Source organism: Roseibium sediminicola (assembly GCF_023156505.1).
GTDB classification, from domain to species: domain Bacteria; phylum Pseudomonadota; class Alphaproteobacteria; order Rhizobiales; family Stappiaceae; genus Roseibium; species Roseibium sediminicola.
In genome coordinates this window covers 1-12190 of sequence record NZ_JALNMJ010000047.1, presented here as the reverse complement: position 1 = coordinate 12190, position 12190 = coordinate 1, and the positions used below count along the sequence as shown (strand labels likewise).

The window sequence follows — 12190 nt, the reverse complement described above, 5'->3', positions numbered from 1 at the left end:
AACTGTCATTTGGGTTTTCTCCTTTTTCCCAATCCGCGAAGCCGGTTCTGCACCGAAGGGCAGGAGCTCGGCTCCTGCTCCTGAGACCTCGGCGGCGAGAGCGAAGGGGAGAGGGACAAGGGCAAAATCAGGAGGGGCATCTCCCACCGGAACGGCCAGGTGTGGGTTCGCGGTCACGCGAATTCACGCCTGGTCCTGCACAAACGGAGGGAGCCGGCGCAGCCGGTTCATGGAGCGCGGAAGGATGGGGAGACCTGATTTTGCCCTTGTGGGAGAGGGGAAGCCGCGCGGCCCCTCTCCTACCTTGCCGGCAATGACCGCCTGCGGGGCGGACTATTTGGGGATGGCAAGCGGAGTGCGCAGGGCGAAGCCCGGAGGCGGGAGGATCGTTACCGAAGGCCGAGACGGACGCTTGCGGCCGGCTCGGGGAGCACATCGACTAGAGCCGTGCCCATCGGGTCCCGCGTGAACCTATTTACTTGGTGGTATAACGCGCCTAGAAACGGCTCAGAACTTACGTTTATGTCATTTCCGAAAAGGAATTCTTATGTCCGAAACTCCGCAAGTGAACGTTTCTCTTGAGCCTGCTTTTGTTGATCTAACAGCGGACATCGTTTCGGCCTATGTGAGCAACAATACGGTTGCCTCGAGTGATCTCCCCGCGCTGATCTCGAGCGTTCATTCGGCCCTTTCCTCCACGGCTCAAAACGCTTCAGAACCTGCCATCGAAGAGCTGAAACCTGCGGTGCCGATCAAGAAATCCGTGACGGACCAGCACATTATCTGCCTGGAAGACGGAAAGACGTTCAAATCGCTCAAGCGGCATCTGCGGACGCATTTCGATCTGACCCCGGAAGAATATCGGGCAAAATGGGGCCTGCCTGTCGATTATCCTATGGTCGCACCGGGCTATGCGGCGGCCCGATCCGAGCTTGCGAAGAAGATGGGCCTTGGCCAGAAGGGCGCGCGGAAGCCGAGGAAACCGCGTTCCAAAACTTGAGGATCCTGACGGTCGGTCTCGCTGATTGAAGAAGCATCTCGCTGGGAGCATGAACAACCCCTCATCCCCTGAGGGATGCGGGGCCGCTGTGTCAGCCGGTCTTGGCGGACTTGGTGTTGTCGTTATCGGACTGCAGTTTGACGCTGTATCCGAAGCGGATGCTGAAGAAAGGACGCGGGGCCTAGAGTCTGCCGCTCAGATCGCCGTCCTTCGTCAGCTTCCGCGTAGACCGCTCCATGCCGATCAGGAGGCCGGCGCGAAGACCGTCGAAACAGGCTGACACAGTGAACCGCCTGCAGGGCGGTTTTCATGCGTGGGAGGGAAGTATTGAGGGGCGGGGCCGGAGGGGGCGCCCCTTGATCCGTTTTTTTGGCGCTCGACGCGCCGGAAAAACGGCCGGGGCTTGGCGATTTTGGAGAAATGACCTATATTGAGATCCGGAGTGACGCGGCAGGTTTCCCCGCCGCGCCGTTCCTTAGATAACCACTTGGACCCGGATCAGGATTGACCAGCCCTTCCGGGTCTTTGTGTATCTAAGGGTAACGCTTATTGGCAAAAGCCACATCGTCGTTACCTCCGTTAGAGCGGCAAGGCTGTTGCCACAGCCGGGCGAGCCAATCTTGCCCGGTCGCGCCGCTGGCCCGGCGCTGCTGCTTTTGCCCCTCAAAACTGAATCAGTCGCCCTCTTTGTAGAGCTGCAAAACTCTCGGGTTCGTTAACTGGTCGCGGGCCGCCTCGAACCTGTAGCCGTCCCAATCCGGCCAGGACTCCCAACCGGTCGGCGTAGCCCTGCCATACCAGACCCGAACGATAACGCGATTATCCCGCCATTCATCGACAATGGAAACTGTGTGCGTTCCACCGAGCCCGGAATCGATGTCATAGACTTTGACTTTTCGGATCTGAGCCATTGTCCCCTCCCCTCACAGCAAGGCGAGCTGTTCAGCGGGACGATCCGGGACGGCCGGAACCGGCAGGGCGCTTAGGCGCTCCTGCACCTGTCTTTGCCGGGCGCGGTCCTGGGCGAACTCGTAGCAGGCGATTTCACAAATGATCGAGGTATCCTTCCAATCGTCCTTGTACATCGAGGTATCGACGCCCGCGCCTTCATGCATGCGAAACCCTGACAACTTCTGATATTCAGCCGCAGGACCGGTTTCAACCCGCTGAAAGCATTGCGCGCCGGAATATCGGAAGGCGGCGGACGTCTGCGGCACGATGAACGCGCCGTAGTCGGCGAGCTCGGCCGCGATGTCGATCACGTGAAACTCAAACTGGCGTCCACGATAACGCGGTCCATTGTCTGAGCGCTTCACGGTACCGAACGGCGGATTGGACACGGCCACGTCAAAGCGCTCTCCACCAAGCTCCCTTTGCCAGTCTCGCCAGTCAAAGACATCGGCGCAGATCCATCGGGCCTCCGGTAACAGCTTCCTGCCAACCTCGACATATCGGGGATTGAGTTCAACGCATGTCAGGTCCGGGCAATTGTCGGCCCATTTCGCACGGTGATGAAGGAAGTAGGACAGGATTCCGATCCCCGAGCAAAGATCGATGACGCGGCTGCCAGCGCCCCCGGCATCGATGGAGAAGTCTGCAGCCAGCCCCCAGGGCGTAAAGAACGCCCCGGATGCCCCGTTGATGTGGTTCGCGCCTTCGTGCCAGTTCTGGAACACGAAATCTTTTTCGTCGTCGCTCAGGCGATCCTTGGTCAGGATCGCCTCGGCCTCCGCGTGGGCCTTGCGCTGCGGTTTGGTGAGTTTCGCCATGGCTCAAAACTCCCCGTCTACAACGATGACAGGCGCGCATTTTTCAATCCGGATTTGGAAACCCGACAGGCCAAATCCGATTAGGTCAGGGCCTTCAAGAGTAGCCATTTCCGGGTCCATGACAGGGCGATAGACGGTGAGCAGCGCCGCGATCTCCTCGACGGTCATGCGCGGTTCGGCAATGTCTCCATTCTCATCCCTGCCGACAATGACGAGGTTTCCGGCAAGGGGATTGGGGAAGTTCTTGAGGTGAGCGATGGTGTGCAGGCCGTCTGCGAGCCCGTTGTCATCCAGAAAAACATCGTGATGGTCATTGATGCGGACGACATCGAACAGGCCGCATCCAATGCGCTGTTTGACCTCATCGATGTAGCTTTCCTTGCTCAGCGAGATATCTGCGATTGCCCCGCAGAAGCTGTCGTAGAAAAACGCGGTGACGGTGACGGATGTATTGGTCATGCTGTCCCCTTCCCTCAGCCTGCGAACACACGGCACAGGCCGAAAAGGCTGGTCAGGAACAGGCCCAGACTGATAATTTCAGCGGCGATTTTGACGACTGTCATTTGGATTTTCTCCTTTTTCCCAATCCGCGAAGCGGGTTCTGCCCCGAAGGGCAGGAGCCCGGCTCCTGCTCCTGAGACCTCGGCGGCGAGAGCGAAGGGGAGAGGGACAAGGGCAAAATCAGGAGGGGCATCTCCCACCGGAACGGCCAGGTGTGGGTTCGCGGTCACGCGAATTCACGCCTGGTCCTGCACAAACGGAGGGAGCCGGCGCAGCCGGTTCATGGAGTGCGGAAGGATGGGGAGACCTGATTTTACCCTTGTGGGAGAGGGGAAGCCGCGCGGCCCCTTTCCTACGGCCAAGTGACAATGACCGCGCCAGCGGGCCGGTTTAGCCGTGAAACTGCTCTCCTGCTGGCGCAACACGTTGATGGGGATGCTTGTGGTTGGTATCACCTAGCGTCAATTCCATTCGACTCCTTTAGAAGGAGCCACGCTCGACCAGTCAGCGCGCATTGATTTCAAACATTTGTTGAGTATCGAATATAATAAACGGCTGGGCAGCAACGGCTTGCATCACGATGCAGAATACCGCGCATAAAACCTCAATTGCCTCCTGAGGTAACTGTTCCCCGTCAGCAACCATGAGACATATCGGCGAAATTACCTAAGGAGGATTTCTGGCACATCGTAGCCCGCCAAGGGAGCGATTCTATGGACGCCCCCTGCGCAAGGTGTTTTTCGGCGATGGCACCAACGACATTGGATGCGTGAATCTATCCGGCTTTGATTGAAGCGGATTTTGCTTCTGGCCTTGATGGGATCCGCTGGTTTCAGTGCCTTTTAAGATGACCGGCCTTCTGTGGCCATCGCTCCTTGCAGGCTATGAACTGGCGGCCCCTGCCGTTACACCATCGTCATATCACCTCGCATTCTTGGAAGCCGAAGCTTTCCGGGATTTTTATAGACCTGTTACGCCGCTTTGTAGTTTTCTCCGCTCCGCAACACCGCCCAAGCGATGCGTGCTGTTTTGTTGGCGATTGCCACGAGCGTTTTGTTGTGGCCTGCGCGCGAGCAAGTCCTGCGCCCATTTCGCGCGCCGATCACTGCGTTTGGCGATCCTGATCAGCACGGACCTGGCACCGTGTATGAGCTGACGGCGTAAGTACTGGTTGCCTCGTTTGCCAATGCCGCCGAGCCGGGGCTTGCCACCGGTCGTGTATTGCCTGGGAACCAGACCGATCCATGCCGCGAGCGCTCGACCTGATGAGAAGTGGCGCCCGTCATCGACGGCAGCGATCAATGCGGTGGCAATCACCGGCCCCACCCCCGGAAGTGTCGACAGGCGCTTGCAGCGCTCATCAGTTCGGCAGATCGCAACGAGTTTTCGGTCGATCTCGGCAATGCGTTTATCTAGCGCCTGAAACTCTGCGATCAACGCATTGAAATTCTCAGTTGCCAGAGCCGACAGCTTTGCTTCGGCGACGGCGTTCCCGATGTCCCTGCGGAACCGAAAGGCGCCGACCGCAATGACGACGCCATATTCCCCCAGGAGGCCGCGAATGTGATTAATCAGTCCGGTACGCTGCGTTATAAGCCGGTCGCGTGTTCGATGGAGCATCTGCAAATCCTGTTGCTCCGTCGTTTTCACTGGCACAAACCGCATAGTCGGGCGCAGTGCAGCCTCATGGATCGCCTCGGCATCGACCGCGTCATTTTTGGACCCTTTGACAAATGGCATTACGAAGCGTGGATGAATGAGGCGCACCGGATACCCCATGGCTTCGAAACGCCGGCCCCAATGATGTGCGCTGGCGCAGGCTTCCATGGCGACGGTTTCCGGGGACAGCTCTTGGACGGTGGCTGCGAGTCTCGATCGGCCAACCTTCTTGGAAACCACTTCGCCATCATCCGTTATCCCGTGAACATGAAAAGACTGCTTGCCCAAATCAATCGCCAGTAGTTGCATCTTGTGAACTCCTCTCGTCTGCCACGATTGGCCAAGAAACTATCGGTTCAGGTGCAAGGGGCGTCCATTCCATAAGATGAGACAGAAATCCGGGCCGCAGGAGTCGGCCGAAAAGCATGTAAAAGACATTCGCCGGAAGACCCGGCGCAAATTCTCAGCCGAGGAGAAGATCCGTATCGTGCTGGAAGGCTTGCGTGGGGAGTATTCGATCGCTGAACTGTGCCGGCGTGAGGGGATCGCGCAGGGGCTCTACTACACCTGGTCGAAGGAGTTTCTCGAAGCTGGCAAGAAGCGACTGTCGGGTGACACCGAGCGCCAGGCGACATCCGGCGAGGTGACGGGCTTGAAGCGTGAAATGCGCGACCTGAAGGAAGTCGTCGCCGACCTGACGCTGGAAAATCGCATTCTGAAAAAAAGCGTGATCGGGGATGGGGAGGATATCGAATGAGATACCCCGCATCCGAAAAGCTTGAAATCATCCGACTGGTCGAGCAATCGCACCAGCCGGTGAAAAGGACGCTGGAACAAATCGGCGTGTCGCCGCCAACCTTCTATCGCAGGTACGATCTGTATCGCAGGTTCGGCGAAGCGGCACTGGAAGACCGGCGCGGCGGCTCAGGCCGCGTGTGGAACCGTATCCCGAATTCCGTACGTGAGCAGGTGCTCGAAATGGCGCTCGACGAGCCTGAATTGTCCCCCAGAGAGCTGGCCATCAAGTTCACTGACGAACGTCGTTACTTCGTCTCGGAAGCCAGTGTTTACAGGCTTCTGAGGACCTGCGACCTCATCACCAGTCCGGCCTTCATCGTGATGAAAGCCGCCGATGAGTTCCGGGAGAAAACCACGGCGCCCAACCAGCTCTGGCAGACCGATTTTACGTATTGTGCGCCTCGACCCGGCTGGACCGGGGTGCATATGACTGGAATGTATTGAGAAAGGAGGAATGGAAGATTGCCTTGTCCTCTGCTGCAAGGGGGCATGAGCCCAAGCGGCGGTGACCTGCCGTCAACTGGCAGGGTGACGTAGCCCGCAGGTAAAGGGGATTGAGGCGAAGCCGTTACGCCGAGATGGTTCCCGAGGCTGAAGTATTGGAAGGTTGAGGAACACGAACCGGTTCACCCGCATCTGAGGGCTGGAATGTCGCCTTCGCCTACACGGCTTTACAGGCGGAATGTCGATGGAGCGCTGGACACGTATGTCAGCGGCTTTGAGTGCGAGCGTATATGTAGGCTGCTCGCAGGGCGCCATGGGGAGAATGCAGCCAGACCATGGCATCGGCATCGACTTGCGGAACGCAAGGGAAAAGACTGCGACCGGCAGCCTCACCAATACGAAGACGTCCAGCATATGAACGAGGGAAGGCATGATGGAATGCCCGTGATGTTCTGCGTCACAAGGGAGTTGACCCTGATGTCCATCATGCTGGCGGAGTTCCCGTAGTAATCCGAGGCGGGGAAAGCCCGTCACATGGTGAAGGGGAACAGTTCAATCTGCTTGGAGTGCAAATTACCTGACCAGATGAGGTGAAGACCTTTGATAATCAGCGAAATGCAGCACAAGCTCGCAACATGGGCCGAGGCCGATCCGAACCGCCGGTTCGATCGTCTTCTTCGGCTCATTGCCGACCGGGAATGGCTTGCCGAGACCGCACGGATTGTTCTGGCGTCAAGCGGCGCCCGGACCCCGGGCATTGACGGAATAGATAAGCAACGGATGCAGGCCGGGTTGGATCACCATCTGACCGATCTGCGGACTGACCTGCTGAAGGGTAGCTATTGCCCGAAGCCGGTCAAGCGGATCTATATCCCGAAAGCCAATGGCAAGCTACGACCGCTGGGTATACCGACCCTGACAGACCGCATCGTCCAGCGCGCCATGCTGATGGCCATGGAGCCGATCTGGGAGAGCGACTTCCATCGCCTCTCCTATGGCTTCCGGCCGGAACGCAGCGTGCATCATGCTGTCCGCACCGTGAAGATCCAGCTTCAGGATGGCGGTGGCACGAAGGGCCGCTGGATCATCGAAGGTGATCTGGCAAGCTACTTCGACACGGTCCATCACCGGCTGCTTCTTAAATGCGTACGGAGGCGGGTGCGGGACGGACGGTTTGTCGATCTCCTCTGGCGTATTCTCAAGGCGGGCCACACTGACCGTGGCCTGTTCAGGGCTGCCAGCGAGGGTGTTCCGCAAGGTGGCGTGCTGTCACCGCTCCTGTCCAACATTATGCTCCATGAGTTCGATGTCTGGCTGGAGGCGAAATACCTGAACCGGAAAGCCCGCAAGGATCGCTGGGCATGGAACTTCGGCATACAGCAGGGACGCCCCATCACGGTTCGGGAGAACCGGCAATGGAAACCTGCGATAGCCTATTGTCGCTACGCCGATGACTTCGTCGTCATCGTCAAGGGGACGAAGGCCCATGCAGAGGAAATCCGTGAGGAGTGCCGGGCCTTTCTGGAAGACCGCCTGAAGTTGACGCTGAATATGGAGAAAACCCATATCACCCACGTCGATGACGGGTTCGTCTTTCTGGGGCACCGGATCATTCGCAAGCGAGGGTCGAACGGACGTATGTCCGTTGTCACGACGATACCCAGGGAAAAGGCCAAGGCGTTTGTCCGCAAACTGACCGAGACCCTTTCCGGCAATCATAGTGTCGGTACGGTCGATATGATCGCCAGTCTGAACCGTCAGTTGGCGGGTTGGGCAGCGTTCTACAAGTTCACCGACTTCAGGGCGTACGTCTTCCGGCGCATCGACCATGTCGTATTCTGGAAAATGGCGCACTGGCTGGGGCATAAGTACCGGTGCCGTATCAAACCTTTGATGCGGAAGTGGTTCAGAGCCCCTGAACCGGGCAAGGCGAAAACCTGGCTCGTTTACGGTCGTAATGAACGTGGTGAGGCCATCGGAAAAGACCTGCAACGGCTTGTCTCAAGCCCGAAGGCTCAGTTCCGTTGGCGCAATCCGGAGGTCAATCCATACATCTTCCGGAGTGAAACCCGCAGCACCGTCACCTCGCGCTATCATGATGTTGCCATGGCCATGGGCCAAGTTTGAATGGAGAGCCGTATGCGCTGAAAGGTGCACGTACGGTTCGGGGAGGAGAAGCGCAAATGCGCTTCTTACTCCACTGAAGGTGATCGGCTGGGGATGGTTCTATCTGTCCACCGTGCTGGACGACTTCTCCCGATACATCATCGCCTGGAAGCTCTGTTCCGGCATGGCCGCGAGCGATGTTCAGGACACACTCGATCTGGCACTGGAGGCCTCCGGGCTTGATGAAGTCAACGTCGTCCATCGCCCGAGACTTCTCTCAGATAACGGACCGTCTTACATCTCTGGCGATCTGGCAGAATATCTTGCCGGAAAGGGCATGACGCACACGCGCGGTGCCCCCTATCATCCGCAGACCCAAGGCAAGATCGAGCGCTGGCATCAGACACTGAAGAACCGGATCCTCTTGGAAAACTACTTTCTGCCAGAAGACCTGGAAGCGCAGATCGACGCCTTTATCGGATACTACAACCATCGGCGCTATCCGCTGGCCGGCAGGCGTTGCTTGCAACGCCGAGAGGCACGAGAGCCTGGACAATCTCACCCCGGTCGACGTCTATACCGGGCTCGGCCAGACCATCCTGCTCGAACGGGAAATGATCAAGAGGAAGACCATGAAACAACGGCGCTTGCAGCACGCCAAATCCGCTGCTTAACTGAAACCCAGATGTGCCAGACCCTCCTTTAGTCAGGCCGCTTGATGTCTCAATTTACCTGACGACGGACAGTCTGGTTGGACGCTTTTCGAGGTCAGGCCGAACAAAATGCGGAAACTTGTTGTCCCAATCGATCCGGGTCGGAAACTTGCTTCAATAGCGCAATTTCGGTTTGCGGTAGCTGGACGCTAAACCTCTTGCTCGAACGCTAGGCCACATCGCCCACGTCCGCCTTCAATTTCCGGAAATCGTCGAATGTAAGTTCCAGGCAGGCATCGAGCCCCATATCGTCGTATTTCTGGGGGAGGTCAGTGCGGTTTGCAAGGAACAGAGCTTCCTTCACGAGCAGCGAAAATAGATTAGGATTTTTGCTTTTTGAAGATATCACTCCATAGGCATAGTCAAGTAGCTGATTTTCGATACCCCAATCCATGTCAGGATCGCCCCAGTCCAACACGTAGGAAAAATTAGGCGTCATACCTTTCGGGGCAATGTTCACGACGTCCCATTTCAAGGTACCACTTTTGTCCAAGAGAAAAGCCACTTCACCTAGATAGAGCATCACCAGGAGCAGAAACATCCACCATTCGGCGTGGATATTTTCGCTCTCTTCGTCGGCATCGGCGTTTTCGAGAAAGAACTCACCAACTTTCTGCAAAGCGTCTTCCGTTGGTTGCAGGTCGATCCCATATTCGGCAAGGAAAGCCTTCAGAGATTCGATGTAGTGCTGTTTGTCTTTCAGGAACTCCTGCTGCATCTTCCGCGCCTGAGGTCGTCTGGTTGGACGCTTTTCGAGGTCAGGCCGAACAAAATGCGGAAACTTGTTGTCCCAATCAATCCGGGTCGGAAACTGGCTTCGATAACGCAATTTCGGTTTGCGGTAGCTGGATTTTGAAAGGCGATTTTCGGAAATCATGTTAGATCATCCACAACTCATTAATTAAGGAGCATCAATCCGCCGGTTCCACCCCTGTTCCTGCCACCAGGAATTCTAGGGGACAACTTCTGCGAATTGAATGGGACCAATCGACCGCCCGTGTTTCCATCAAGCGTTCGAACACGGAACTGGGACATCGTTTTACCAAGTGCCCGCGTTTGTGTGCTTCGCCCAAACTGATTGCGATGGGCCACATAAGTGGTCTTGTTCACGTTTCCGACGGATTTTCCCTGACTGTTATAAACGCCGTGCGCCTTTGCTTCGAGGTATTTCGACGCCTGCACCCGGTTATGACGAGTGTTGGACTGTTTGCCTCCCTTGAACTCCATAAATTCATACTTGAGCCGGTTGGTCTTTCCATCACGCACAACGCGCTGGAGGTCTGGAACGAACTTGCGGCCGGACTTCGTATAGTGAACTTTTCCGCTCTGCCACTTGCCAGCCTTGCCTTCAGGGCTGTTCAAGAAGTCCTGCACTGTTTGGTTGGCATGGTTCGGGTTTTTCGGCCTGGACAGCGCGTGCGCCGCTGACACCCCGAACAACTCTCCCAATGCCCAGCCTGCCTTGGATAGAAAGCTGGAAACGCTGCTGGAGAAGGAAGATTTCTTTTCTGTGACCTGCTCCCCCGATTGTCCGCGTTTATAAGTTAGCTCTGTTCACGTTGTGGTCCGTTATGGACCGGGTTGCAAATTCGTATGGGGTGAGCCCGTCAAGGCTCGTGTGTGGTCGGTTCAGATTGTAGTCGATCCTCCAGTCTTCAATGATTTCTCTGGCGTGGCGATAGGTGCGGAACAGGTGCTCGTTGAGACATTCGTCTCTCAGGCGCCCATTGAAGCTTTCCACAATGCCATTCTGCATCGGTTTGCCCGGCGCTATGTAGTGCCAATCCACGCCTCGGTCCTGCTGCCATTTGAGCATGGCGTTCGACGTGAGTTCGGTGCCGTAGCACGTCGGGAACAGGCGCTGCCGACAGGTTATGGCCGCGCGCGCAGCCTCCCCATCGCGCAGCGGGTGGCCATAACCGGGTCTCAGGTCTCAACAGTGGTTTTGCTGAACCACACTGCTGAGGAGACCGGCTATGACCACTACCCATTCTATCGCCTCGACCGTCCTGGTCGCCATCGACATTTCCAAGCACCGTCACGAGGTCCTGATTGGGATCCCAGACAAGAAGCGCCGCCGGCGCATGACGATCATGAACACGTTGGAAGACTTCCATCGCTTGTCTGCTGTGCTCGTCAGCTACGGACTGCCAGTGAGGATCGGGTTCGAGGCGACCGGCAACTATCATAGACCCCTGACGCATCATCTCGGACAGGCCGGGTTCGACCTCAAGCTTGTTTCCTCTGTCGGCCTCGCCCGGACACGTGAGGCTTTGCACAATAGCTGGGACAAGAATGATCCGAAGGACGCCCAGGTCATCCTGCACATGCTGGAGATCGGCGCCGTGCAGTTCTTTCATGACCCGCTGGTCGTTGGGACCGCCGACATCCAGGAGCTGTCGAAGACGCATGAGATCGTCTCACGTTCGAAGACCGAGCTTTGGCATCGCATCCTGACTCATTACCTGCCGCTCTACTTCCCCGAGGCCGAACGTTTTCACCGAAGCTCGCGAACCGACTGGTTTCTGGCGTTCCTCGAGAAGTATCCAACACCAACGATGATCACGGCCATGAGCCAGGAAGCCTTCATCGCAGACGCTTGGCAGGTAGTGGGCAAGAGGGTCTCCAAAGAGCGCTTACTTTCAGACATTTACGCAACGGCCGTAGACTCTGTTGGTTTACCCGTAGAACCGGACTCTGACGCTCTTCGCATGTTCCGCCTGGTCCTCGCCGAAGGCAGAAGCCTTGTCCGCCAGCGCAATGAGATCGAGGCCCGGGCGGTTGAGCTTCTCTCCGATCTGCCGGACTATCAGCTGCTGACCACCATTCCTGGCATCGGTCCGATCAACGCCATGACCATCCTGGCCGAGGCAGGTGATCTGCGTCGGTTCCGACACCACCGGCAGTTCCTGAAGTTCTGCGGCATGGACCTTGCCACCGTGCAGTCCGGCATGTTCCGCGGTCAGAGCCGTATCTCGAAGTACGGCAATGCCCGGCTGCGCCGCAACCTCTGGATGGCTGGGCAGACCGCTGTTCTGAAGCGGACCAACAGCTTCCGTGACAAGTTCGAGCGCTACATCTCGAAGCAACCGTGTTTGTTATGTGATCATAGGCTGCCATTCCTTGTCGTCTCTGACCATGGCGTTGAGAATGGTCAGGAGCTTCCTGGTGCAGGCGATGATCGCCTGTTTCTTACCCGT

The 12190-nt window shown here is 57.2% G+C and carries 8 protein-coding genes and 4 pseudogenes; 5 read left to right on the top strand and 7 right to left on the bottom strand.

Going from position 1 to position 12190, the window contains the following annotated elements; genetic code table 11:
* Positions 1-547 precede the first annotated feature (547 nt).
* Complete coding sequence (locus tag M0H32_RS28925) at positions 548-1000, top strand: Ros/MucR family transcriptional regulator (RefSeq protein ID WP_248160181.1); 453 nt, start codon at positions 548-550, stop codon at positions 998-1000.
* A 674-nt stretch (positions 1001-1674) separates the two neighbouring features.
* On the opposite strand, the gene M0H32_RS28920 is transcribed toward M0H32_RS28925, so the two are convergent.
* The 4 genes and pseudogenes from M0H32_RS28920 to M0H32_RS28905 all read right to left on the bottom strand — a co-directional run bounded on the left by M0H32_RS28920 (position 1675) and on the right by M0H32_RS28905 (position 5238).
* Entirely contained in the window at positions 1675-1911 is a 237-nt protein-coding gene (locus M0H32_RS28920; protein WP_248160179.1) for a hypothetical protein, read from the bottom strand.
* Between the two features lie 12 nt (positions 1912-1923).
* Positions 1924-2769, bottom strand: a complete 846-nt coding sequence (locus M0H32_RS28915) for a methyltransferase (RefSeq protein WP_248160177.1) — start codon at positions 2767-2769, stop codon at positions 1924-1926.
* A 3-nt stretch (positions 2770-2772) separates the two neighbouring features.
* Positions 2773-3228, bottom strand: a complete 456-nt coding sequence (locus M0H32_RS28910; RefSeq protein WP_248160176.1) for a DUF3846 domain-containing protein — start codon at positions 3226-3228, stop codon at positions 2773-2775.
* Positions 3229-4241: 1013 nt separating this feature from the next.
* Positions 4242-5238, bottom strand: a pseudogene (locus M0H32_RS28905) (IS110 family RNA-guided transposase).
* A gap of 76 nt (positions 5239-5314) precedes the next feature.
* On the opposite strand from M0H32_RS28905, the pseudogene M0H32_RS28900 reads away from it, so the two are divergent.
* The 3 genes and pseudogenes from M0H32_RS28900 to M0H32_RS28890 form a co-directional block, all read left to right on the top strand.
* A pseudogene (locus tag M0H32_RS28900) lies at positions 5315-6120 on the top strand (transposase); the annotation flags it as partial.
* 651 nt (positions 6121-6771) lie between these two features.
* Complete coding sequence (gene ltrA, locus M0H32_RS28895) at positions 6772-8298, top strand: group II intron reverse transcriptase/maturase (RefSeq protein WP_248160175.1); 1527 nt, start codon at positions 6772-6774, stop codon at positions 8296-8298.
* A 67-nt stretch (positions 8299-8365) separates the two neighbouring features.
* A pseudogene (locus tag M0H32_RS28890) lies at positions 8366-8951 on the top strand (transposase); the annotation flags it as partial.
* 208 nt (positions 8952-9159) lie between these two features.
* Here the strand turns inward: M0H32_RS28890 and M0H32_RS28885 are convergent.
* The 3 genes and pseudogenes from M0H32_RS28885 to M0H32_RS28875 all read right to left on the bottom strand — a co-directional run.
* Positions 9160-9867: a hypothetical protein gene (locus tag M0H32_RS28885; RefSeq protein ID WP_248160174.1), complete on the bottom strand. Its 708-nt coding sequence runs from the start codon at positions 9865-9867 to the stop codon at positions 9160-9162.
* 20 nt (positions 9868-9887) lie between these two features.
* A complete protein-coding gene (locus tag M0H32_RS28880; RefSeq protein ID WP_248160173.1) occupies positions 9888-10421 on the bottom strand; it encodes a hypothetical protein in 534 nt (177 codons plus the stop codon).
* A gap of 106 nt (positions 10422-10527) precedes the next feature.
* Positions 10528-10830 (bottom strand): annotated as a pseudogene (locus M0H32_RS28875) (integrase core domain-containing protein); the annotation flags it as partial.
* Between the two features lie 136 nt (positions 10831-10966).
* On the opposite strand from M0H32_RS28875, the gene M0H32_RS28870 reads away from it, so the two are divergent.
* A partial coding sequence (locus M0H32_RS28870; RefSeq protein ID WP_248160172.1) for an IS110 family RNA-guided transposase occupies positions 10967-12190 on the top strand: 1224 nt, incomplete at its 3' end.